The organism is Thermoactinomyces intermedius (assembly GCF_013912365.1).
Classification (GTDB): domain Bacteria; phylum Bacillota; class Bacilli; order Thermoactinomycetales; family Thermoactinomycetaceae; genus Thermoactinomyces; species Thermoactinomyces intermedius.
Map to the genome: position 1 here is coordinate 137,002 of NZ_JACETT010000033.1, position 23,609 is coordinate 160,610.

Here is a 23,609-nt window from a genome sequence, read left to right on the forward strand (position 1 = left end):
CTGGAAAGTCAGCGTCGGGGCTCTGCCTTGAGTTGACTTTCCCTTTTTTTGTGAAAGGTCAAAACCAAATCGTTTCATCAATGAAGGGGAGGTGACCCGGTGAGCAAGCGCGATTATTATGAGGTGCTTGGCGTGAGTCGTGACGCCTCGGAAAGTGAAATACGGAAAGCCTATCGGAAATTGGCGCGTAAATACCACCCGGATGTAAACAAAGAGAAAGATGCGGAGCAGAAATTTAAAGAGATTAAAGAAGCTTATGAAGTCTTGAGCGATCCGCAGAAAAAGGCGCAATATGACCGCTTTGGACATGCCGATCCCAACCAGGGATTCGGGGGCGCCGGCGGTTTTGAAGCCGATTTTGGTTTTGGAGACATTTTTGACATGTTTTTCGGCGGCGGCCGCCGCAGCACCAATCCGCATGCTCCCCGCAAAGGGGCTGACTTGGAATACCGTTTGACAGTGGAGTTTAAAGATGCGGTTTTTGGGAAAATATGGAAGTGGCGATTCCGCGGACCGAAACGTGTGAAAAATGTCATGGTTCAGGGGCCAAACCCGGAACCCAACCGGAGACCTGTTCCACCTGTCAAGGAACCGGGCAATCCGAAGTGGTACAAAATACGCCTTTCGGTCGCATTGTGAACCGGCGGATTTGTCAGGTATGTAACGGATCGGGTAAAATCATCCGTGAAAAATGCAGCGGATGTTCCGGAACCGGCCAAGTGAAACGGAAAAAGAAAATCAACGTCAAAATTCCTGCCGGGATTCACGAAGGTGCGCAACTGCGCGTGAGCGGGGAAGGAGAACCCGGCCAAAACGGCGGACCGGCAGGGGACTTATACATTACCGTTTATATCAAACCGCATGAATTCTTCAAAAGAGAAGGCGACGATTTGGTCTGTGAACTGCCGATCACCTTTGGACAGGCTGCACTGGGAGATGAAGTGATCGTTCCCACCTTAAACGGCCGTGCCAAACTGAAAGTCCCTGCCGGCACACAGACCGGAACCGAGTTTCGCCTTCGCGGAAAAGGTGTTCCCCGTTTACGCGGATACGGAGAAGGGGATTTGCGCGTAAAAGTCCGTGTGGTTACACCAACCAAATTGACAGAGGAACAAAAAGAAGCTTTGCGTCATTTCAGCCATTTATGCGGCGAATATATCAAACAGGAACAAAGCACAAACTTTTTCGATAAGATGAAACAGGCATTTCGAGGCGAGTAGAGAGAGAAACGGGCAATTTCGCCCGTTTTTTCTTTGATGTGAAGGGAGCAATGAGTGGATGGATTGGCTGGAAGTGAGTGTCCGTACAAGCCACGAATCGGCAGAAGCCATCAGTGAATTTTTGCAGGTGATGGGGGCCGACGGGGTTGCCATCGAAGATTCGAACGTCTTAAATCAGGATTTTGAAAAACGTTACGGGGAAATCATCGAATTGACTCCGGAGGATTATCCGGAAGAAGGCGTGGTCATTAAAGCTTATTTGTCTGATTTGCAATCGGTCGATCCGGAAGCCCTGGTGAAAAAAGTCAAGGAGAAACTGGAATCGTTGAAGCAATTCGGCTTGTCCCCCGGTCAGGGATCGGTCGAAATCCGAAGCGTGAATGAACAGTCTTGGGAAAACGAATGGAAAACCTATTACAAACCGGTCCGGGTGACCGATACGATCACCATCAAGCCGGTGTGGGAAGAATATGAGCCGGAAAGCCCGGATGAAAAAATTGTCATGCTGGATCCCGGAATGGCTTTTGGAACCGGGACGCATCCGACCACCAAGCTGTGTATTCAGTGTTTGGAAAAATATTTGCCGCGCGATGCCAAGGTGATTGATGTGGGCTGCGGAAGCGGCATTTTAAGCATTGTATCCGCCATGCTCGGAGCGAAGGAAGTATTGGCGTTGGATTATGATCCCCTGGCCGTGGAAAAGGCAAAAGAAAACATTGGCTTCAATCCGGTCGAAAGCGTGATCCGGGTGGAAAAAGGCGATTTGTTAAAAGGGGTGTCCCAAACGGCGGATGTTGTCGTCGGCAATCTGTTGGCGGAATTGATTTTGCCGATGGTTCCTGATTTGCCGCGTGTCCTGGTGCCCGGCGGTATTTTTATCGGCTCGGGGATCATTGAGGAAAAAGCGGATGCAGTGCAGCAGTCCCTGGTTTCGTGCGGGCTTCAAGTACTGGAAAAGATTCATATGGATGGCTGGGTAGCCATTGTCGCAAAAAAATGGTAAAATGGCAGGAGTGTCAAATGCAAAGATATTTTGTATCTGAAGACGCATTTCAAGGTTCATTCGTTCGGTTGAAAGGGGAAGAAGTGCACCATATTCGCAACGTGATGCGGTTTCAGCCCGATGATCAAATCATCGTCTGCAAAGAAGACGGAATGGATTATCTTTGCTCCATTTCGGAAATCAACCGCAACGAAGTCCTTTGCGAAGTGGTGGACAAGCGGCCTTCGAAAGGAGAACCGAAAACCAGGATTACCTTGGCTCCTTCTTTGGTGAGAAGCAATAAACTGGAATGGATCATACAAAAGGGGACCGAAATCGGTGCTGTTTCCTTTCAGCCCTTTTGTTCTGAACGTTCGTTGATCCATATAGATGATAAAAAGGAAAGAAAGAAGCGGGAGCGTTGGCAACGGATTGCAAAAGAAGCGGCCGAACAGTCGCATCGCGGTAAAGTGCCGGCCGTCTTGCCCGTTTTGTCATGGAAAGAATTTCTCGCTGAGATGGAAAGGGTTCCTCTTGTCCTCATCGCGTATGAAAAAGGGGGAGTCCCCATCGGTCAAGCGATGGCCGGCTCGCAAGCGAATGACATCATGCTGGTGACCGGACCGGAAGGCGGGTTTACCGAAGCCGAAATCGATGAGGCCAAAGCCAGGGGAGCCGTGCCGGTCACATTGGGAAACCGGATTCTGAGAGCCGAGACAGCACCGCTGGTTGCTCTTTCTTGCATGTTGTTTGCAAGACACGAATTGGGAGGTGAAACACAATGAAAACCGTGGCTTTTCACACGTTGGGTTGTAAAGTGAATGCATATGAAACCGAAGCCATCTGGCAAATGTTTAAAAAAGCGGATTACAAGCGGGTGGACTTTGAAGAGGAAGCCGATGTTTATGTGATCAACACCTGTACCGTCACCAATACGGGAGACCGGAAAAGCCGGCAAATGATCCGCCGGGCGATCCGGCGCAATCCCGACGCGGTCATCGCGGTGACCGGATGTTATGCCCAAACCTCTCCCGCCGAAGTGGCCGCGATTCCCGGGGTGGATGTCGTGGTCGGGACACAAGGGCGCGAAAAGCTGATTGATTATGTGGAACAATACATGCGGGAACGTGAACCGATCAACGCTGTGGGTAACATTATGAAACAACGCAAATTTGAAGAATTGGATGTACCCTCGTTCTCGGATCAAACCCGGGCATATCTCAAAATCCAGGAAGGATGCAACAACTTCTGCACGTTCTGCATTATTCCCTGGGCAAAAGGGTTGTCCCGCAGCCGTCAGCCTGAAAACGTCCTGAAACAGGCACGCCAGTTGGTGGATGCCGGTTATAAAGAGATTGTCCTGACCGGAATTCACACAGGCGGTTACGGGGATGACTTTGAAGATTACAAGCTGGCTGATTTGTTGTGGGATCTGGATCAAATTGAAGGATTGAAAAGAATCCGGATCAGTTCCATTGAAGCCAGTCAAATCGATGACCGGGTGATCGAGGTGTTGAACGCATCCGAAAAAATGTGCCGCCATCTGCATATTCCGTTGCAGGCGGGAGATGACGCCGTGTTAAAACGGATGCGCCGCAAATACACGACAGAAGAATACAGGGAAAAAATCATGAAGTTGCATGAAGCCATGCCGGATGTGGCGATCACCACCGATGTGATTGTCGGTTTCCCGGGAGAAACGGAAGAACAATTTGAGCGCGGATATCGCTTTATTGAAGACTTGAAATTGTATCAGCTGCATGTCTTCCCTTACTCCAAACGAACCGGAACCCCTGCCGCCCGCATGCCGGACCAAGTGCCGGAAGAAGTGAAACACGAACGGGTTCGCAAGCTTATTGAACTGTCCAAACGGTTGACGGTGGAGTATGCCCGCCGTTTTGTGGGCGAAGTGGTGGAAGTGATTCCGGAACAACCGTTTAAAGAGGACCCGGACAGCGGGCTTTATATGGGTTATTCGGATAACTACCTGCAAGTGGCTTTCCCGGCTGATCCGGAATGGGTCGGAAAAGTTTGCCGGGTGAAAATTGATCGTGTGGATCCGGAGTATTGTTACGGCACTTTCGTGCGTGTGGTGGATGAAGTGCCCCGTCCGGCCCGGGTTGGTTGAGGTCAGGATGGAAAAAGGTTGTTAACCGGTCGGGGTTGACAACCTTTTTTCTTACCTTTTTTCAAAAGGAGGATGGAAATTGAAAGAGATTTCTGCAGGCGGTGTTGTGTTTCGGGAAAAACACGGAAGATACGAGATTTTGATGATTAAAGACCGTTTTCACCATTGGACGTTGCCGAAAGGAAAACAAGAGCCGGGCGAAACCGTTGAGGAAACGGCCTTGAGGGAAATCGAAGAGGAAACGGGGATCAAAGGGGAAATTCTGCGTCCCCTGGTGACCGTGCAGTATACATATGAACATCCGCAGCACGGGGAAACGGACAAGGCGGTGCACTATTATTTGGTGAAAGCGTTGGAAGGGACGGAAACCCCCCAGTTGGAAGAGATTGATGATGTCACATGGCTCACGCTGGAAGAAGCGTTGTCAAAACAAGTGCATCACGGCTATTCGAATAATCAGGAGGTCATGGATCAGGCCGTTAAAATCCTGACCAATGCGGGCTAAAGGCTTGCTTTTTCCGGAACGAGCCAGGTGATGAAGCGGGCGAATGGGTCGCAAAACGGAAGCACCGCAATGGAACAAATGAGATTGAATAAGGTCTGGATGTGGGCGATTTGCGTTGCCGGATCGCCGGACAAATATGGTGCCAGCCGGGCGATGACGGGTATCAACGGGGTGAACAAGATGGCGCCTGCCACATTTAAGATCAGATGGGAAAGGGCGACTTGTTTGGCGGCAGGGATGGTGCGGATGGACGCCATGAGTGCCGTGACGCAAGTGCCGATGTTGCTTCCGAACACAACGGCGATGGCAAAAGGAAGCGGAATCACCTGGGCGGCATAAAATCCCATGGCCATGGCGATGCAGGCGCTGCTGCTGTGAATCAGCGCCGTGATCAGAATGCCTGCGGCAAGCCCCGAAACAACGGGGGTTCCGCCGTGATGGATGAGCCAGGAAACCCATCCTTGTTCCTTCAGGGATTCCGTGATGCTTTGCATCCATTCGATTCCCCAAAAGATGGCTCCGAACCCGAGACAGACCGAGCCGGTGTTTTTGAGGAACGGATTGGAAAGCAAAGTGAGGCCGCCGCCGATAACCAAAAGAAAGATGGCAAAATCTTCGATTTTCAAGGCCAGGATTTGGGTGGTGATGGTGGTTCCCACGTTGCTTCCCAGGATGATTCCCAACGATTGGGAAAATGTGAGCATGCCGGCATTGACGAAACCGATGGTCAATACCGTCACGGCACTGCTGGACTGCAAAAAGGCGGTGGTGACTGTTCCGGTCCAAAAACTGCGCACCGGTGTTTTCGTAAATTGCAGCAACACGGACTGCAAGCGGTCACGGGCCAGGTTTTCCAAGCCTGTCCGCATTTTGGAAAGTCCCCATAAAAAAATAAAAAGACCAAACCCGAACGGAACCAACAATTGAATCGGCATCAGCTTGTTTCCCTCCTTGATTTGATTTATATGTGGACATCCGGAGGGAATGACCGATAAAATAAATAAAAGCCCTGCAACAGGGCTGGTGCATTATGCTTTTCTTTCTTTCGGTGCCGTTTTAACGGACGGGTCTCCCGGCTTTTCCCGGGGATGTTTCGGGATGAACGGGGGCGCGTCAAAACCGGTGAAGTCCGGGCGGTACAATTCCGGAAAGCCGGGCAAAGCACGGGGATGTTCCGATTGGGTTTGGACCGGTGCCAGTTCCGGTGTCCCGAAAATGGCCCAAGTGCCCGTATGGGGATCTTCCGCCATGCGCGGCGGTTTGATGGTCGGCCCGTCTTCGCTTTGTTCCGGAAGGGAAGCGGAATGGTTTTCTTTTTTTGACTCCGCAAAGAATTGGCTCATTTCTTCCCGGACGATTTTCCGGATCAGTTTCCGCAGTTGGGATGCCGATGAATGATTGCGTTGTGTCATGGTTTTCACCCCTTTTTTCCTTTCAGGCTGATATAGTGTATGCCAAACGGGAAAAATGGGTGAATACATAGATTGCCCTGAAAAAGTAGGGAGGGAACTTGTATGGCAGATTGCATTTTTTGCCAAATCGTGGAAGGGAAATTGCCTTCCAAAAAAGTGTACGAAGATGAATATGTTTACGCGTTTCATGACATTTCCCCGGCCGCTCCGACGCATATTCTGGTCATTCCGAAAAAACATATTCCGACGATCATGGATTTGGAGGAAGAAGACCAGATGTTGGCGGGGAAAGTGATGGCGGCGATTCAAAAAATCGCCAAAGAGTATCATTTGGATGAAAAAGGATTTCGGATCGTAAACAATGTCGGAAAAGAAGGCGGACAAACCGTCTATCACATTCATTTCCATTTATTGGGCGGACGGACTCTGACCTGGCCTCCGGGTTGATTTTGACAGGAACCATTCTTTTAAGATATAATATAAAATGATTATTTGTGTCTCCAACGGTGGTTCTCGGGCAACTGTCTTGGGAACCTTATTTTGGGCATCGTTGGTTGATTTTTTGAGCAGGTGTTGTTGTGCTGACCCTCCTCTGGGGGAAGGCCGCTCTCTTGTTTTTTTGCTTGAAATGTGTGGGTCTTTTTCCTTTGTTAGGCTGCCGGCCCAAAGCGGTCTAGCTGACCCGTGGAGGGAGGGAATAGCATGGTTGAAACTCGCGTTCGCAAAAACGAATCACTCGATGCCGCTTTGCGTCGTTTCAAGCGTTCTTGCGCCAAAGACGGGATTTTGGCCGAATACAGAAGACGCGAGCGCTATGAAAAGCCGAGTGTAAAACGCAAAAAGAAGTCGGAAGCGGCACGCAGAAAGCGCCGTTAGTGAGGTGGCATTTTTTGAGTTTGACGAATCAGTTGGATCAAGAAATGAAAATGGCACTGAAAAATAAGGATAAACAAAAATTATCCACCATTCGCATGTTAAAATCAGCGATAAAAAAAGAAGAAATCGATAAAAAGCGTCCGTTAAACGATGATGAAATCATCAGTGTCATCATGCGTGAAGTGAAACAACGCAAAGATTCACTGGCTGAATACAAAGCCGCCGGACGCGACGATTTGGCAGAGAAAGAGCAAGCGGAGATTGACATCCTTTCTGCTTATCTGCCGGAACAAATGTCCGAAGAGGAATTGAAAGCCTTGGTGCAACAAGTCATTGAAGAAGTGGGGGCCGGTTCCAAAGCGGACATGGGCAAAGTGATGAGTGCGATCATGCCCAAAGTGAAGGGACGGGCAGAAGGAAGATTGGTCAATCGCCTGGTGCAAGAAGCACTTCAGTAATGATTGCAGCGTGTTTATCCAAACACGCTGTTTTTTGTACCGGAATGGGAGGGCGAGCCGGGATGGAACTATCGGAATTTTTGATGAATCCCGCGGTGATGATGATCATCCTCACCATCGGGCTTGTGGGTTTGCTGGTGGAGTTGTTTTCCCCGGGAGTCGGACTTGGCGCATTGATCGGTTTGGCGAGTTTTGCCGTTTTTTTCGGGACTTATATTCATGCCGGAACGGCCGGTGCAAGCGAACCTTTGCTTTTTATCGCCGGAATCATTTTGATCTTGTTGGAAATTTTTTTGCCGACACTGGGGATTGTTGGAATGATTGGATTGATTTTGGTGGCGGTTTCCATTTTCAATGCCGTTCCCATTTTGAGCGAGGCCATTTGGATTGTGGCCGGAGCGGTCCTGCTCACGGCGGTGATCGTGTGGATCCTGATCCGTTTTTTGGGATGGGAAGTGAAATGGAACCGTGTGGTGCTCCGGTCGTCCCAATCCAATGAGGAAGGGTATACGTCTTCAAAAGACCGGAACGAATTGCTCGGGCAAGTCGGAATCACTTTGACTCCGTTGCGCCCGTCCGGTTTTGCCAAGTTTGGCGACCGGAAGGAAGATGTTGTCAGTGAAGGAGAAATTATACCAAGCGGAGAAGAAGTAAAAGTTATTCATGTTGAAGGAATGCGTGTGGTTGTGAAGCGTGTGAAGGATTTGGATTCTGACCATTAACAACAAAAAGGAGAATGGGTATGGATTATGGTTCGTTGTTTTCGGTTATATTGATTATCATTGCGATTTCCCTGTTTTTTTCCTTTGTTCCGGTCATGCTGTGGATCACGGCCATGGCCTCGGGGGTTTACATTGGTTTGACGACCCTGATCGGAATGCGGTTGCGCCGGATTATTCCCGCCCGCATTGTCAATCCGTTAATCAAGGCACGTAAAGCCGGATTGAATGTGGATATTTCCCAATTGGAAACGCATTATTTGGCAGGCGGAAATGTGGATCGTGTGGTGGATGCTTTGATTGCGGCGCAACGTGCCAATATCGACCTGGTGTTTGAACGGGCGGCTGCCATTGATTTGGCCGGACGGGACGTGCTGGAAGCCGTGCAGATGAGCGTCAACCCCAAAGTGATTGAAACCCCGGAAGTTTCTGCGGTTTGTAAAGACGGAATCGAAGTCAAGGTGATTGCGCGGGTGACGGTGCGTGCCAACATCGACCGTCTGGTCGGAGGCGCCGGTGAAGAAACCATCATTGCCCGCGTGGGGGAAGGGATTGTCACCACCAACGGATCGGCAGAAAACCACAAAGAAGTTTTGGAAAATCCCGACATGATCTCCAACACCGTTTTAAGCAAAGGTTTGGATGCGGGGACAGCGTTTGAAATCTTGTCCATTGACATTGCGGATGTTGATATCGGAAAGAACATCGGCGCTGCTTTGCAAATTGACCAAGCCGAAGCCGACAAGAAGATTGCCCAGGCGAAAGCCGAAGAACGTCGGGCTATGGCGGTGGCCGCGGAACAGGAGATGAAAGCCCGCGTTCAAGAGATGAAAGCCAAAGTGATCGAAGCGGAGTCCCAGGTTCCGTTGGCTTTGGCCGAAGCGTTGCGTTCCGGAAAAATGGGCTTTATGGATTATTACATGTTGCAAAATATTGAAGCCGACACCAAAATGCGCCGTTCCCTGCGCGGAGATGATCTCAAGGAAAATGGTGGAGATAAAGAATGATCTTTGAAGAAGTGAAGGAGAAGATGGAAGGGAATCAGAGAAAGGAGCGGAAAGATGCCCCGGAGTCGTCGCTTTGGCTGACCCGTTCCGAGCTCCGTCAAGGATTCCTGATGAGTGAAATTTTGGGAGCGCCCCGGGCCTTAAAACCCTTTTCTTGGTTCCGGTATCGCCGTTTTTAAGGTGCATTTCAATCAAGAAGTCCGTTCCTTGCGGGGAACGGGCTTTTCTTTTTTATCCCAACCGAGGAAATAAATCTCTGTCATGGATTCAATCCGTCCACTCATACTAAAAAAACAAAGGAGGTGAAGAAGGTGGCCAATCGTTCCAACCGGTTGCTGGTTCCGGGTGCCCGGCAGGTGTTAAACCAATTCAAAGAAGAAATTGCTTCGGAATTCGGAGTGAAGTTGGGTTCTGACACGGCGGCCCGTGCCAATGGTTCCGTCGGCGGTGAGATCACAAAACGGCTCATTTCACAAGCGCAAAAACAATTGAATAAATAAACGGGTTGACAAGCATGGGTGATACAAGGTTCCCATGCTTTTTTGGTGGGAGGGATCGAAACATAACGGAGAACATCGAAGCATAAGGATGGTACAAAAGATGGAGCGGGTGGAGAGGAAGGCTGAAAAACCATGCGCAAATGGGCTTCGGATTGGTTGGATTTACCGGTTCATGTGACCAGTGATGCTCCGCGGATTGAGATCATCGGCTCGATGACCATGCAAGTGGAAAATTATCAGGAGATTGAGAAATTTAATGCCGATCAATTGCTGCTGAAGACCAAAACCGGGATCTTGAAGATCGAAGGAAAGCAATTAAAAATCAAAGCCATTCAGCCTGAAGTGGTATGGGTTGAAGGAAAAATTATGGGCTTTCAATTTCAGGAATAAGAGGAGGACCCGGCGTGTCATCCAACATCTTACCATCCAATTTCAAAGGAAAAATCGAATGTATTTGCGAAGGGGAACATTTGACTTCTTTAATCAACCAGGCGGTTCAGCAAGGGATGGAACTGGAAAACATCGAATGGCTGGACGGGCACCGCCTCCGGTTAGAAGTGCCACTGTCGGAGTTTCTCGCTTTCTACCGGTTTGCGCGTAAATCGGGCAGCCGGGTGAGGATTGTGAAAAAAGAAGGGCTTCCTTTTTTCTTAAAGCGATTGAAAAGGAGGAAGTTCTTCGTTGCGGGTGCTGTTTTGTTTTTTGTCTTGATTCTTTTCTTCACCTCGCTGGTCTGGAATGTGAAAGTGGAAGGAACGGAGAAAATCCCCGTGCAACACGTACAAGCTTTATTAAAAAAAGAGGGCGTGTATCCCGGCCAATGGAAGATGCGTTTGCCGGACCGGGAAGAAGTCCAATACCGTTTGCTGTCCCAATTGCCGCAGGCTTCCTGGGTCGGTGTCCGCATTGAAGGGACACGGGTGGTGGTGACCGTGGTGGAAAAAAAAGAGAAGGATCCGGCCGGCGAACCAAACCGCGATGCCGGCCCCGTGCATTTGGTCGCCACCAAAAACGCCCTGATTTACGATCTGAAAGTGGAACGGGGCAATCCGTTGGTCGAGGTGAACGATGTCGTCAAAGAAGGCCAAATTTTGGTATCGGGAATCTACGGGGATTTAAATAATTCAAAATCGAAAAAAATAGTGGGTGCAAAGGGAAAAGTATGGGGAGAGGTCTGGTATGAGTCCAGCGTCGAGATCCCGCTGGAACGAAAAAGAAAAGTATATACGGGACACCGCGAAAAACATGTTTATCCTTATCTGTTTTCCCATGTGGTGAAAAATCCTTTTCACAGGAAACCGCCGTATTCATCCACTGAGGTGATGGATCATTTTCACTTCCTGAAGTTGGGCCGGTGGGAACTTCCCGTGGGCTGGGTGGAACAAGAAGAGCTGGAAATGGAATGGATGAAAGAACGGTTGTCCGTTGATGAAGCCGTTCAGGAAGGGCTGGTTCACGCCAAGGAGGATTTACTTAAAAAAATCGGGCCGGACGGGCGGATTTTGGGGCAAAAAGTTTTGCAGAAGCGCCAAGAGAATGGTAAAGTTTATTTGAAAGTACACTTTGATGTGATTGAAAATATCGCTAAAATCCAACCGATTCTGCAAGGAGAATGAGCCATTGCAAAATCCACGTGAAGAGAACAAAACCGTAAAAATTCATTTGCGCAGCGGGGCAGAAGCCTTGAGTCTTTTTGGGCCCCATGATGCTTATTTGAAACAGATTGAAAGAAACACCAATGCCCGGATTATTTCGCGCGGAGGAGAGGTGTTGATCCAAGGGCAGCCCGGGGATGTTGAAATTTTGGAGGAATTGTTCCGGGTGCTGCTCACCCTCATTCGCCGCGGGATGCAAGTGACCGAAAGGGATGTAGTGTATGCCCACCGTCTGGCGGAGCAGGGGTTGGCCGATGAATTGCTGGAGTTGTACCAGGAAGAAATCGGCGTGACCCAAAAAGGAAAAGCCATCCGGGTCAAAACGTTGGGACAGCGCCATTACGTGACGGCCATTCAAAAATCGGACATTGTCTTTGGTGTGGGCCCGGCCGGAACCGGTAAAACGTTCTTGGCTGTGGTGATGGCCGTGTCGGCACTGAAAGCCCATCGGGTGAAACGGATCGTTTTAACCCGCCCGGCTGTCGAAGCGGGAGAAAATCTGGGATTTTTGCCCGGGGATCTGCAGGAAAAAGTGGATCCTTATTTGCGTCCGCTTTATGACAGCTTGTATACGATGCTGGGCACCGAGCAAATGAATAAAATGATGGAGCGGGGGTTGATTGAAGTCGCCCCGTTGGCTTACATGAGGGGCCGAACCTTGGAGGATTCGTTTGTGATTTTGGATGAAGCGCAAAACACGACCCCTGAACAGATGAAAATGTTTTTGACCCGTTTGGGGTTTGGTTCCAAAATGGTGGTCACGGGAGATGTGACGCAAATTGATTTGCCGAGAGGCAAAAAGTCCGGTTTGAAAGAAGCCGAACGGATTTTGAAATCGATTCCGGAAATCAGCTTTGTTTATTTGGGACAAGCTGATGTTGTCCGCAATACCTTGGTACAGAAAATCATTGATGCTTATGAAGCCGATTCAAAAGAAGAGGAGAACAGATAAGGAGCCGGTTCCAATGAAGAGCAAAGAACCGACCTCTGGTGTGAGCCATTGGTTTCATTTAAAGGATTGGAAAACAAGCTGGCGTGTAAAGATTCTGATGTACGCGATCTTCGGGATCGCGTTCTATTTATTGTTAATCCATCATGTGTTGCCGGACCAATATGATATCACCCTCGGGAAGCCCAGTCCGGCAACGGTGGTGTCCCCTGTTACCAAAGTGGATGAATATGCGACCAATCAGGCAAGGAAAAAAGCGGCTGCATCCGTGGAGCCGGTGTACATCAAAGATGATCACATTACCATGCAGCAAATCGGAAAGATTGATTCCATCTTTGTGATGGCCAAAGAAATTTTGGAAAATCCGGCGGATGCGGATGAAAAGCGGGAGAAATTAAAAAATGATTTTGAAGCCACTTTTTCCTTGGAGTTTTCGGACGGGTTTTACCAAAAACTGCTGAATGTTTCGCTGGACCGACTGCAAGTGATTCGTTTGACCACCCGCCAGATTGTGTCTGAAATCTTACAAGACGGGGTCCGGGAAGACGAACTGAAAAAAATGCAGGAAAAAGTGGATCAAACCTTGTATCTCAGCGTCAACACCCTGAACAATGACGAGCAGGCCCTGGTGAGTGAACTGGCGAAAAAAAGCCTGGTTGTCAATGAATTTTATGACAAGAATCAGACCGAACAGCAAAAGCAGGCAGTGCAGGAAGCGATCAAGCCGATTCCCATCAATAAAGGACAAATCATCGTCGCATACGGAGAAGTGGTGACGGATGACCAGTATCGAAAATTGCAAGAATTGGGCCTGCTGAAAAAAGACACCCAATTGCAGACACATCTGGGAATCCTTTTGTTTGTCTTTACCATCATGGGTCTTTTGTATTATTACATTTACCGTTTTGATCCGGATAATCACCACAATAACCGGAACTTGTTGTTGCTGTTTTGCATTTTGCTGCTCACGCTGATCGGGATGAAAGTGGTGTCTTACGGACAAAATCTCGAATGGAGCAAAATCGGGTATCTGGTTCCGGTCGGATTGGGATCCATGTTGATCACTTTGCTGCTCAACATACGCTTGTCTTTGATCTGCACGGTCTTTTTGTCGATCTTCTGCAGTGTGTTGTTTAACGGGGATAATCATTTGCTGTTTGATTTCCGATACGGTCTGGTTTCGCTGGTGAGCGGGATGACGGCGGCGTTTGCGCTGGGCGATGTGCGAAAAAGAAGCGCCATTTTGAAAGCAGGGCTGATTTCTTCGCTGGCTTCCGTGATACCGGTGGCGGCCATCTGGTTTATGATGCCGGTGGAGGGAACCTTGAATGAATTGTTGCAGTCGATCGGTTTTGCCATGTTGGGCGGGATCTTTTCGGCTGTTTTGACCATGGGTTTTCTCCCTTATTTGGAAACGCTTTTTGGCATTTTGTCCCCGATGCGTCTCATTGAACTCGGCAATCCCAATCATCCGTTGCTGCGAAAGTTGCTGATTCAAAGTCCGGGGACTTACCATCATTCGGTGATGGTCGGAAACCTGTCGGAAGCGGCGGCCGAAGCAATCGGCGCCAACGGATTGCTGGCGAGGGTGGGGGCTTATTATCATGATGTGGGCAAAACCAAGCGTCCGCAATTTTTTATCGAAAATCAATTGTCCAGGGAAAATCCCCATGACAAAATATCGCCCAATTTAAGCAAAAGCATTATTATTTCCCATGCCAAAGACGGGGTGGAGTTATTAAAGTCCCACAAGATCCCCAAACCGATTCAGGATATCGCCGCCCAACATCACGGAACCACCTTGATCAAGTATTTTTATTATAAAGCCAAAGAACAAATGGAAAATGTGCGTGAAGAAGATTACCGCTACCCCGGGCCCAAGGCCCAATTTAAAGAGGCCGCGATTGTCGGAATCTGCGATTGTGTGGAAGCCGCTGTCCGGTCGCTGTCCAAACCGACTCCGTCCCGCATTGAAAACATGGTCAAAAAGATCATCCGGGACCGGTTGGAAGACGGACAGTTCAATGAATGTGACCTGACCCTGAGGGAGCTTGACCTGATTGAAAAATCGGTTTGCGAAACCTTGCAGGGAATCTTTCATTCGCGCATCGAATATCCGGATGAAACAGGAAATACCAAAGGAGTCAAGAAAGAATGAGTTTAGTCATTGATTTGCAAGTGGAACTTCCTTTAAACGAAGCCGAACAAGAGTCGCTTTCGGTGATATTCAAAGCGCTCCGGGCCGCCGCCCGGGCAGAAAACCTGCCTCCGGCGGATGTGGCGGTCACGGTGGTGGACAATGAACAGATCCATGCATTGAACAAGGAGTACCGCCAAGTGGACCGTCCCACCGATGTCTTGTCGTTTCCCCTGTGGGAACCGGAAGAGGATTGGGTGATCACGGAAGAAGAAGAAACCGTGCCGCTCGGGGATATTGTGATTTCTTACCCCAAAGCAAAGGAACAGGCGGAAGAATACGGCCATTCCATTGAGCGGGAACTGGGCTTTCTGGCCGTACACGGCTTTTTACATTTGTTGGGATATGATCATGAAACGGCGGAAGAAGAAAAAGAAATGTTCCAAAGACAGGAGGAGATCTTACAGCAAGCAGGGTTGCACCGGTAAAAGGGAGGATGTCTTTCATGAAAGTGACCAAACTGTTACGCAGTTTTGTCTACGCTTTGGAAGGATTAAAATACACGATTGTGACGCAACGGAACATGCGGTTTCATTTTTTGGTGGCATTGGGGGTTCTTTTGTTGAGCCTCACGCTTCCGATGAACAAAGTGGAAGTGCTGGTCTTGTTTGTCGCAATCGTCCTCGTCCTGTTTGCTGAATTGATCAATACGGCCATTGAAGCCGTTGTCGATATGATCACCGGTGAATATCATCCGCTTGCCAAAGTGGCCAAAGATGTCGCAGCCGGTGCGGTGCTTCTTACCGCCGGATTTGCCGTGATCATCGGAATCAGTGTTTTTTATCCGCATCTGGATGCTTTGTTCACCTTGGCCATCAACCATAAGACGATCCCGGCCAATATCAGTCTTGCGGTCATCATTGTATTTGACTTTTTCCTCACGCTTTTTATCAAAGGCTGGCTGCAACGTGTGGATCGCGGAAATTGGGAGCCCAGTATGGTCGCATCCATTGCCGGTTGTGTTTCAGTATTACTGATTGGTGTCATCGGTCACTTTCTGATCACCTTATTGGTCCTTGTGCTTTTTGCCATGTTGATCGGCACCCGCCTCCGTTTCCGTTCTTCGCGGGTACCGGTGCTCTTTGGCGTCTTGCTGGGGATTCTGGTGGCGCTGATTGGCGCGCAGTTCTTGTAAGAACCGGCTGTTTCCGGTGAAAATAGAGAAAGAAAAAGACCATTGCTTGGCAACCATTCTTTTACAAGAAGGGCCAAGCAATTTTTGAAAGGGGAATTTGTCTTGGGAAGTGAATTTCGTTCAGGATTTGTAGCCTTGATCGGGCGCCCGAATGTGGGAAAATCGACATTGATGAATCATGTGATCGGGCAGAAGATCGCCATTATGTCCGACAAACCGCAAACCACCCGCAACAAGATCCGGGGGGTTTACACCGAAGAAAACGGACAAATTGTTTTCCTGGATACACCGGGGATTCACAAACCGCAATCCAAATTGGGGGAAATGCTGGTCAGGGCATCGCACAATGCCTTGGAAGAAGTGGATTTGATCCTGTTTCTGGTGGATGCGTCCGCCGGAAAAGGCCCCGGGGACGAATTTATCATGAACCATTTAAAGGATGTCAAAACGCCGGTTTTTTTGGTGGTCAATAAAATCGACCAAGTGCATCCGGATGATTTGTTGCCACTCATTGACGAATACCGCAAAGATTTTTCGTTTGCGGAAGTGGTGCCGATTTCGGCGCTGAACGGAAATAATACGGGAACGCTGATTCAACAGATTTTTCAATATCTGCCGGAAGGGCCGAAATACTATCCGTCCGACCAGGTGACCGATCATCCGGAACGGTTTATCGTCAGTGAATTAATCCGGGAAAAAGTCCTCGAACTGACCCGGGAAGAAATTCCGCATTCGGTGGCGGTCGTCGTCGAGGAAATGAAGCGGAGACCCGGGAAGGACATCGTGGATGTGTTGGCCACGATTTATGCCGAGCGGCCTTCGCAAAAAGGCATCCTGATCGGCAAAAAAGGAGCCTTGCTGAAAGTAGTCGGCACGCGTGCCCGGGTTGAAATCGAGCGTTTGCTGGGTGTGAAAATTTTCCTTGATTTGTGGGTCAAAGTGAAAAAAGACTGGACCAACGAAGACATCATGTTGCGTCAACTGGGTTACACGGAAGAAGAGATCTGAAAAAATGACAAATTTTCCTTCTTATACTCTCCCGCTCAAAAGGTCATCCTAAAGTTGTAATCAACGGAAAGGGTGATGCTGGTTGCGCAATTTCTTATGGAGTTGCTTTGAAGTGACTGGCAGTATTGATGCATATCTCTTGCTCAAAAGCCTCGAAAACATAAAAGAGAAAGAAGAAAAAGCGCAAAAAGAGCGGGATGAGGAGGAAAGCGGCTGACACGGGAAAGGGCGGTTAACCGGTGTTAAACAAATATGAGGGAATTGTCCTGAAAGCTCGCGATTACGGAGAGAGCCATCAAATTTTAACCGTTTATACGAAAAACCAGGGGAAAGTTTCATTTATGGCCAGAGGCTCCAAGAAAACCAAAAGCCGTTTTGGAGCCGTGACCGAGCCGTTCACCCGGGCTCATTTTGTCAGTTTTGGAAACGGGAACATCGCGACGCTGTCGCAAGCTGATCTCATTTCTTCTCATCACTTGTTGCGTTCCGATCTGTTGTTGACGGCATATGGCGCCTACTGGCTGGAGTTGATCGACAAAACGACGGAAGAAAAAGAAGCGGATCCTTTTTTGTACGATTTGTTGACTTCCTTGTTGGAGCATTTGGAACAAAAAAAGGATCCTGATATCTTAACCTTTATTTTGGAACTCAGCGTGTTGAAAACGGCGGGTTACACTCCGGTGACAGACCGGTGTGTTTCTTGTGGTTCCGGCCGGCACCCTGTCCGTTTCAGTATCCGTCAGGGCGGCTGGTTATGCGAACGTTGTCAGGATCAGGACCAAAACGGGATTTTGGTATCGGTGGCAAGCATCCGGATCTTGCGGATCCTGCAACAAGTCGATCCGCACCGGCTCGGTAAAATCGATGTGAAACCGGAGACCAAAGAGCAGTTGGAAAAAATGATCCGGGGATTTGTTGAAGAGTATTTGCCAGTCCGGCTGAAATCCTTGCAACTGCTGGAGCAGTTCAAAAAAATCTGGACGTGAGTTTTCCGGATTTTTTTATGGATATTGACATTTGAAAGGATTTTTGCTATACCATTATTAAAATTTGAAGATCGGCGCGATGAGAGAAAAGGAGTAGCCAAATCTGTCTGTGTAAGCAGCGAGCCGGGGATGGTGGGAGCCCGGTCCGGGCAATTGGTGAAGGCAGTTCTTAAGCGCTGTATGATAAAAAAGCGGGCCTGGACCAAGTCCGGGTCAAATAGGGTGGAACCGCGGGAAAACCTCTCGTCCCTATGAGAAAACCACGGGTTTTGTCAGGGATGAGAGGTTTTTTAGGTGGAAATTTGACGGAGGTGGAAAGCTGTGAACATGCAGGAGATGATCAAACGATTGCAAGATTACTGGGCTTCGCATGGTTGTATCCTCGCCCAGCCCTACGACACGGAAAAAGGGGCCGGAACATTAAATCCGATGACTTTTTTAAGGGCGTTGGGTCCGGAACCGTGGAACGTGGCGTATGTGGAACCTTCTAGGCGTCCGGCGGATGGCCGTTACGGGGAAAATCCCAACCGCCTTTACCAGCACCATCAATTTCAAGTGCTGTTAAAGCCGGCACCGGACAACATCCAGGAAATTTATTTGAAAAGCTTGGAAGCGTTGGAGATTGACCCGTCCAAGCATGACATCCGTTTTGTGGAAGATAACTGGGAAAACCCGACGTTCGGCGCGGCCGGACTGGGATGGGAAGTATGGCTGGACGGGATGGAAGTGACCCAATTTACATATTTCCAACAAGTGGGCAGTCTGGATGTGGATCCGGTTTCCGTGGAATTGACTTACGGATTGGAACGTTTGGCCTCTTACATTCAGGAAAAGGAAAATGTCTTTGACCTTGAATGGGTGGATGGCGTAAAGTACGGCGATGTGTTTGGCCAGCCGGAATATGAGCATTCCAAATATACCTTTGAAGTCTCCGATAAAGAGTGGCTCTTCCGCCAGTTTGATGACTTTGAGAAAGAAGCGATGAGGGCCTTGGAGGACCAATTGGTTTTCCCGGCATATGACTATGCGCTGAAATGCTCGCATGTCTTCAATCTGCTGGAAGCCCGGGGAGCGATCAGTGTGACGGAGCGGACCGGTTATATCGGACGGGTGCGAAATCTGGCCCGGAAAATTGCCAAAGCTTTCGTCGAGCAAAGGGAGAAATTGGGTTATCCCTTATTAAAACAAGAAGGGGGAAGAAGCAAATGAGCAAGGATTTGCTGCTGGAAATCGGTTGCGAGGAAATTCCGGCCCGGTTTGTGGATGATGCGGCGGCCCAGCTGAAAGACAAGTTGAGCGGCTGGCTGAAAGAAAACCGGGTTCAATACAACCATTGCAAAACCTATGCCACCCCGCGCCGGTTGGCCGTTTGTGTCACAGGCGTTTCAGAGCGGCAGGAAGACGTGTATAAAGAAGTGAGAGGGCCTGCGGAAAAAATCGCCAAGCTGGAGGACGGCACCTGGAGCAAAGCGGCTCAGGGATTTGCCAAAAAACAAGGGGTGAATCCTGATCAACTCGTTCTCAAAGAAGTAAAAGGGGAAAACTACGTCTTTGCCAAAATCCACCAACCCGGAAAACGGACGGCCGAGTTGCTGCTGGAAGGGATTCCGTCTTTAATGAATCAATTCCATTTTCCAAAGACCATGCGCTGGAATTCGCGGGTGCGGTTTATTCGTCCGGTGCGCTGGCTGGTTTGTCTGTTGGGGGACGAAATCATTCCCGTCCGGTGGGCAGGATTGACGGCAGGCAATCAAACCCGGGGGCATCGCTTTTTGGGAAGCGAAGCGGTGATTCCGGAAGCAGGTGCTTATGAAGAAGTGCTGAATCAGCAATTTGTTTTGGCCGACGTGGAGGCGAGAAGAAATGCCATCTTGAACCAGTTGAAAAGGTTGGAGGAAGAAAAGGGCTGGGTGATTCCGACAGAAGAAGGCTTGTTGAAGGAGATTACCCATCTGGTGGAATACCCGACGGTGTTGTACGGGCAATTCGATGAAGAGTTTTTGATTCTGCCGCGTGAAGTGTTGGTCACCACCATGCGGGAACATCAACGTTATTTTCCGGTGGAAGATAAAAACGGACAATTATTGCCTTATTTTGTGACCGTCCGCAACGGGAACGACCAGTATTTGGAAACGGTGGCCAGAGGAAATGAGAAGGTTCTTCGTGCCCGTTTGTCGGATGCCCGCTTCTTCTATGAAGAAGATTTAAAACTTGCGTTGGACGACGCCGTGCAAAAATTGGATCAGATTGTGTATCAGGATGAATTGGGAAGCCTGGGGGACCGGGTGCGCCGGCTCGGAGCCCTTGCCGCACAACTGGCAGACAGGATCAGCCTCTCGGAAAAAGAGCGGTCTCAATTAAAACGGGCGGCACAAATTTGCAAGTTTGATGCCGTGACTCAGATGGTCGGGGAATTTCCCGAACTGGAAGGCATCATGGGGCGCACTTACGCGCTGAATGCCGGAGAGGAAACGGAAGTGGCCGAAACCGTGTATGAGCACCATTTGCCCCGTTTTTCCGGAGATGCCCTCCCGGGCCGGAGAATTGCCGGATTGCTCTCGCTTGCTGACAAAATGGATGCGATTGTGTCCAGTTTTGGAATCGGAATTCAGCCGACGGGATCCCAAGACCCCTACGGCTTGCGCAGAAAAGCGCAGGGGATCATCCAGATTTTGTTGGCCGAAGATTACCACGCGCTTTCTTTAAAACAATTGTGGCAACTTTCCTTGGCGCAGCTGGAAGAAGCCGGTTTGCTCCAAAAGCGTCCCGGTGAACTGGAAAAAGAGCTGCATGAATTCTTTGCGCTCCGCCTGCGTACGGTATTGCAGGAGAAAGAAATCCGGTATGACGTGATCGATGCGGTATTGGCCTCCGATCTTTCCCGGCCCGTGCATGTCGTGGAAAAAGCCCGGGTATTGATGGGGCAAGTCGGACGGGAAGCGTTTAAAGAAGAAGTCGAAGGGTTTACGCGTGTTGCGCGATTGGCAAAAAATGCCGGGGATTCCACGCCGGATCCATCCCTTTTCCGGGAAGATGCCGAAAAAACGCTTTACCGCCGGTTGGAAGAAGTGAAAACCGGTTATCAGAAAGCGGAAAAACAACAAGATTTCCGTGCCATGTATGAAGCCTTGGCGCAAATGGCACCGGATATTCACCACTTCTTTGACCGGGTGATGGTGATGGTGGAAGAAGAGGAAATCAAAAGAAACCGTCTCGCCTTGCTGAGTGACATCACCCGGTTGATTCACCGGTTTGCTGATTTTAACCAGATCGTTTTCGCTTAAAAAAGAAACAGCTTCAAAGCTGTTTCTTTTTTTGCTCAGCTTTTTTTCAAATGATGGAGGGTTTGGATCATTTCCTCCAAATATTCCCCCGGAAGAATGACCGGGGTTTCCTCCCGGATCCGCTCGGCAAATTCAATCAATTCCCCGTAAGCAGACGGAGGGAACGGGATGTGATGCGTGGTTTTGGTGTCCCCCCAGCTGTGAGCATAAGAAAGGCGGACCAATCCCACATGGTGTTGGATCTGTTGATAAAAATCCACCCAATTGTTGGTTGCATGGGTGATTTCTTGCTCGGTTGCCCCTGCAAACATACTCCGGGACCGGTGCATGTAGGTGAGCACATTGGACGTGATGCAGGCGTTGGCGGTGTCAAAACAAAGGCGCACACCCGTGTTTTCGGCGATTTCCAGCAAATGGCAGGGGGTTCGCAGAGCCGGGTATAAATCGGCGCGTCCCGGTTCAAAGTAATGTTCTCCCCCCATCGGGGCATTTTCCAAATACAGTTCAAACCCAAGGGGACGGCAGAGTTTTTGAATCTCTTCCAGTTGGGATGCGATGGTTTTCACATATTGATCTTTGAAATCTTGCAGTGCGGAAAAGTCGGCGGGGTGACGATCCAAGTATTCAAAGATGATGCCGAGCGGAACTTTCCGGCCGCTGCAGATGAGGCGGCGTCCTTCTTCATCAGTGGATTGATGCAAGAGATGGAGCCATTTTTCCCAGTCTCCGGGGTTGAATTTCCCCGTTCCAAGCCCTGCGGAAGGCGGCATCCGAAAAGCGACGGGCCGGAGTCCGCCGGTGCTGATCATGTCCCGGAATTGGCCGGGGTCAAAGGGTTTTTCAGGAAGTTGAACTTCAATGTACCGTACATCACGGGCTTTGGCATGATGAAAACAAGAATAATCACACGAACAACTGACTGCAATCGGATGGTTGAATAACATGGTGTGTCCTCCATCATCGGGTTTCAAATCTACCCTTATGTTAACTCAAAAAGCAATAAAAATTACACTGGTAAAAAGAATGAAAAATGTTATATACTAAACATGGATTTTTGATCAAAAGTATGTCACAATTAATAAAAGCAAGGCTTTCACGGGAGGTGTGAAAAAATCGAGCTCACAAAGCGTCAAGAGAAAATCCTGGAGATTGTCAAGGAAGAGGGTCCGATTACAGGAGAACATATCGCCGACAAACTTCACTTAACCAGAGCCACATTGCGGCCCGATCTGGCCATCTTGACCATGGCCGGTTTTCTTGAAGCCAGACCGCGTGTCGGCTATTTTTACTCGGGAAAGACCGCGAACCAACTGATGGGGGAACATATCCGCCATTTGCAGGTGAAAGATTACAAATCCCGCCCGGTGGTCGTACAGGAACACACATCGGTTTATGACGGGATTTGTACCATGTTTTTGGAAGATGTCGGTTCGCTCTACGTAATAAAAAAAGAAGGCAATCTGGTCGGTGTTGTGTCACGGAAAGACTTATTGCAGGCGGCGATGGGAAAGCAAGATTTGCAATCGATGCCCATCGGGGTCGTGATGACCCGGATGCCGAATATCGTCACTTGCAAGCCGGAAGATACCCTTTACTATGCGGCGAAACAGATGATGCGCCATGAAGTGGATTCTTTGCCGGTGGTTCGCCCGATCGACGGGGATGAACAGCAACTGGAAGTGATCGGCCGGATCAGCAAGACGACGCTGGTCAAAGTTTTCGTTGAGCTTGGACAACCTTGAAGAAATTAAGGGAGGGAGTATGACCTTATATGTCAGAAAAACAACGAGTCGTATATGTCGTTTCCGATTCCGTGGGAGAGACAGCAGAACTGGTGGTCAAAGCTGCTTCCAGCCAGTTTAACGGGGGAGAAATCGAAATCCGCCGCATCCCTTATGTGAACGATGCGGATACCGTCATGGAGACGGTACAAGCCGCCAAAGAGGAAAATGCGCTGATTGCTTTTACTTTGGTGGTTCCGGAATTGCAAAAGCTCCTGATTGAAGAGGCCGGACGCAAAAAAGTCCCTTATGTGGATATCATGGGGCCGATGATTCAAGGCATGTCTGAGCTGTTTCAGCATGAACCCAAATACAAGCCGGGGCTGATCCATCAGTTGGACGAAGATTATTTCCGCAAAGTGGAAGCGATCGAATTTGCCGTGAAATATGATGACGGCAAAGATCCGCGGGGCCTGTTGAAAGCCGATGTCATTTTGGTGGGGGTTTCCCGGACCTCGAAAACACCGCTGTCCATGTATTTGGCCCACAAGCGCTTTAAAGTGGCCAACGTCCCGCTCGTTCCGGAAGTGGAACCGCCGGAAGAACTGCTGCAAGTTCCCTCACATCGCATTATCGGCCTGACCATTGATCCGGAACAATTGAATCACATCCGGACGGAAAGGCTGAAAGCATTGGGGCTGGCTTCCGGTGCCAACTATGCGAGCATGGAGCGGATCCTGGAGGAGCTGGATTATGCAGAACGGGTGATTCGCCGCCTGGGATGCCCGGTGATTAACGTATCCAACAAAGCCGTGGAAGAAACAGCAAATCTCATTCTGGACATCATTCAAAAAGGAGGACAATAGC

27 protein-coding genes and 1 pseudogene are annotated in these 23,609 nt (G+C 49.4%); 25 read left to right on the top strand and 3 right to left on the bottom strand.

Going from position 1 to position 23,609, the window contains the following annotated elements:
- The first annotated feature begins 99 nt into the window (after positions 1-99).
- The 5 genes and pseudogenes from dnaJ (at position 100) to H1R82_RS08305 (ending at position 4,835) form a co-directional block, all read left to right on the top strand.
- Positions 100-1,220: pseudogene (gene dnaJ, locus H1R82_RS08285) on the top strand (molecular chaperone DnaJ).
- 58 nt (positions 1,221-1,278) lie between these two features.
- Positions 1,279-2,223: a 50S ribosomal protein L11 methyltransferase gene (gene prmA / locus H1R82_RS08290; RefSeq protein ID WP_181730951.1), complete on the top strand. Its 945-nt coding sequence runs from the start codon at positions 1,279-1,281 to the stop codon at positions 2,221-2,223.
- Between the two features lie 17 nt (positions 2,224-2,240).
- Positions 2,241-2,987 carry a 16S rRNA (uracil(1498)-N(3))-methyltransferase gene (locus tag H1R82_RS08295; protein ID WP_181730950.1) on the top strand — a complete coding sequence of 249 codons (747 nt, stop codon included), beginning with the start codon at positions 2,241-2,243 and terminating at the stop codon, positions 2,985-2,987.
- Complete coding sequence (mtaB, locus tag H1R82_RS08300; RefSeq protein ID WP_181730949.1) at positions 2,984-4,330, top strand: tRNA (N(6)-L-threonylcarbamoyladenosine(37)-C(2))-methylthiotransferase MtaB; 1,347 nt, start codon at positions 2,984-2,986, stop codon at positions 4,328-4,330. Before H1R82_RS08295 ends, mtaB begins: the two co-directional genes overlap by 4 nt.
- Positions 4,331-4,409: 79 nt before the next feature.
- A complete protein-coding gene (locus H1R82_RS08305) occupies positions 4,410-4,835 on the top strand; it encodes an NUDIX hydrolase (protein ID WP_181730948.1) in 426 nt (141 codons plus the stop codon).
- Here the strand turns inward: H1R82_RS08305 and H1R82_RS08310 are convergent.
- Entirely contained in the window at positions 4,832-5,770 is a 939-nt protein-coding gene (locus H1R82_RS08310) for a Na/Pi cotransporter family protein (protein WP_181730947.1), read from the bottom strand. The genes H1R82_RS08305 and H1R82_RS08310 overlap by 4 nt on opposite strands.
- A 93-nt stretch (positions 5,771-5,863) precedes the next feature.
- The gene (locus tag H1R82_RS08315; protein WP_181730946.1) at positions 5,864-6,247 is read right to left on the bottom strand and encodes a hypothetical protein; all 384 of its coding nucleotides are present in this window, start codon (positions 6,245-6,247) and stop codon (positions 5,864-5,866) included.
- Positions 6,248-6,349: 102 nt separating this feature from the next.
- Here H1R82_RS08315 and H1R82_RS08320 point away from each other — a divergent pair, with 102 nt between their 5' ends.
- From H1R82_RS08320 to glyS, 18 genes are all read left to right on the top strand, one after another.
- The gene (locus tag H1R82_RS08320; protein ID WP_181730945.1) at positions 6,350-6,694 is read left to right on the top strand and encodes a histidine triad nucleotide-binding protein; all 345 of its coding nucleotides are present in this window, start codon (positions 6,350-6,352) and stop codon (positions 6,692-6,694) included.
- 255 nt (positions 6,695-6,949) lie between these two features.
- On the top strand, positions 6,950-7,123 hold the full coding sequence (rpsU, locus tag H1R82_RS08325) for a 30S ribosomal protein S21 (protein ID WP_037994530.1): 174 nt from the start codon (positions 6,950-6,952) through the stop codon (positions 7,121-7,123).
- 14 nt (positions 7,124-7,137) lie between these two features.
- Positions 7,138-7,581, top strand: coding sequence for a GatB/YqeY domain-containing protein (locus tag H1R82_RS08330; RefSeq protein WP_181730944.1), 444 nt, complete (start codon positions 7,138-7,140; stop codon positions 7,579-7,581).
- Positions 7,582-7,643: 62 nt separating this feature from the next.
- Positions 7,644-8,303, top strand: a complete 660-nt coding sequence (locus H1R82_RS08335) for an NfeD family protein (protein ID WP_181730943.1) — start codon at positions 7,644-7,646, stop codon at positions 8,301-8,303.
- Positions 8,304-8,317: 14 nt separating this feature from the next.
- Positions 8,318-9,307: a flotillin-like protein FloA gene (floA, locus tag H1R82_RS08340; RefSeq protein WP_370527000.1), complete on the top strand. Its 990-nt coding sequence runs from the start codon at positions 8,318-8,320 to the stop codon at positions 9,305-9,307.
- Positions 9,304-9,486 (top strand): hypothetical protein, encoded by a 183-nt coding sequence (locus H1R82_RS08345; RefSeq protein ID WP_181730941.1) that lies wholly within the window; start codon positions 9,304-9,306, stop codon positions 9,484-9,486. The genes floA and H1R82_RS08345 overlap by 4 nt, the downstream gene beginning before the upstream one ends.
- A 132-nt stretch (positions 9,487-9,618) precedes the next feature.
- Positions 9,619-9,807: an alpha/beta-type small acid-soluble spore protein gene (locus H1R82_RS08350; RefSeq protein ID WP_181730940.1), complete on the top strand. Its 189-nt coding sequence runs from the start codon at positions 9,619-9,621 to the stop codon at positions 9,805-9,807.
- A gap of 132 nt (positions 9,808-9,939) precedes the next feature.
- Positions 9,940-10,197, top strand: coding sequence for a YabP/YqfC family sporulation protein (locus H1R82_RS08355; RefSeq protein ID WP_181730939.1), 258 nt, complete (start codon positions 9,940-9,942; stop codon positions 10,195-10,197).
- Between the two features lie 14 nt (positions 10,198-10,211).
- Positions 10,212-11,423, top strand: coding sequence for a sporulation protein YqfD (gene yqfD, locus H1R82_RS08360; RefSeq protein ID WP_181730938.1), 1,212 nt, complete (start codon positions 10,212-10,214; stop codon positions 11,421-11,423).
- A gap of 4 nt (positions 11,424-11,427) precedes the next feature.
- Entirely contained in the window at positions 11,428-12,414 is a 987-nt protein-coding gene (locus H1R82_RS08365; RefSeq protein ID WP_220214939.1) for a PhoH family protein, read from the top strand.
- 13 nt (positions 12,415-12,427) lie between these two features.
- On the top strand, positions 12,428-14,569 hold the full coding sequence (locus H1R82_RS08370) for an HD family phosphohydrolase (RefSeq protein ID WP_181730937.1): 2,142 nt from the start codon (positions 12,428-12,430) through the stop codon (positions 14,567-14,569).
- The gene (gene ybeY, locus H1R82_RS08375) at positions 14,566-15,036 is read left to right on the top strand and encodes an rRNA maturation RNase YbeY (RefSeq protein ID WP_181730936.1); all 471 of its coding nucleotides are present in this window, start codon (positions 14,566-14,568) and stop codon (positions 15,034-15,036) included. The genes H1R82_RS08370 and ybeY overlap by 4 nt, the downstream gene beginning before the upstream one ends.
- A 17-nt stretch (positions 15,037-15,053) precedes the next feature.
- The gene (locus H1R82_RS08380) at positions 15,054-15,743 is read left to right on the top strand and encodes a diacylglycerol kinase (RefSeq protein WP_181730935.1); all 690 of its coding nucleotides are present in this window, start codon (positions 15,054-15,056) and stop codon (positions 15,741-15,743) included.
- 102 nt (positions 15,744-15,845) lie between these two features.
- Positions 15,846-16,751 carry a GTPase Era gene (era, locus tag H1R82_RS08385; protein ID WP_232333816.1) on the top strand — a complete coding sequence of 302 codons (906 nt, stop codon included), beginning with the start codon at positions 15,846-15,848 and terminating at the stop codon, positions 16,749-16,751.
- 82 nt (positions 16,752-16,833) lie between these two features.
- Positions 16,834-16,968 carry a YqzL family protein gene (locus tag H1R82_RS08390; RefSeq protein ID WP_181730933.1) on the top strand — a complete coding sequence of 45 codons (135 nt, stop codon included), beginning with the start codon at positions 16,834-16,836 and terminating at the stop codon, positions 16,966-16,968.
- A 22-nt stretch (positions 16,969-16,990) separates the two neighbouring features.
- Positions 16,991-17,737, top strand: coding sequence for a DNA repair protein RecO (recO, locus tag H1R82_RS08395; protein WP_181730932.1), 747 nt, complete (start codon positions 16,991-16,993; stop codon positions 17,735-17,737).
- A gap of 321 nt (positions 17,738-18,058) precedes the next feature.
- Entirely contained in the window at positions 18,059-18,946 is an 888-nt protein-coding gene (gene glyQ / locus H1R82_RS08400) for a glycine--tRNA ligase subunit alpha (RefSeq protein WP_181730931.1), read from the top strand.
- The gene (glyS, locus tag H1R82_RS08405; protein WP_181730930.1) at positions 18,943-21,021 is read left to right on the top strand and encodes a glycine--tRNA ligase subunit beta; all 2,079 of its coding nucleotides are present in this window, start codon (positions 18,943-18,945) and stop codon (positions 21,019-21,021) included. The genes glyQ and glyS overlap by 4 nt, the downstream gene beginning before the upstream one ends.
- A 35-nt stretch (positions 21,022-21,056) precedes the next feature.
- Here glyS and H1R82_RS08410 read toward each other — a convergent pair whose 3' ends face one another.
- Positions 21,057-21,965 carry an IolE/MocC family protein gene (locus H1R82_RS08410; protein WP_181730929.1) on the bottom strand — a complete coding sequence of 303 codons (909 nt, stop codon included), beginning with the start codon at positions 21,963-21,965 and terminating at the stop codon, positions 21,057-21,059.
- Between the two features lie 168 nt (positions 21,966-22,133).
- Between H1R82_RS08410 and ccpN the strand changes: the two genes are divergently transcribed.
- Together ccpN and H1R82_RS08420 are read left to right on the top strand one after the other, a co-directional pair.
- Positions 22,134-22,763 carry a transcriptional regulator CcpN gene (ccpN, locus tag H1R82_RS08415; protein WP_181731217.1) on the top strand — a complete coding sequence of 210 codons (630 nt, stop codon included), beginning with the start codon at positions 22,134-22,136 and terminating at the stop codon, positions 22,761-22,763.
- A gap of 29 nt (positions 22,764-22,792) precedes the next feature.
- A complete protein-coding gene (locus H1R82_RS08420) occupies positions 22,793-23,608 on the top strand; it encodes a pyruvate, water dikinase regulatory protein (RefSeq protein ID WP_181730928.1) in 816 nt (271 codons plus the stop codon).
- The last annotated feature ends 1 nt before the right edge of the window (position 23,609 follow it).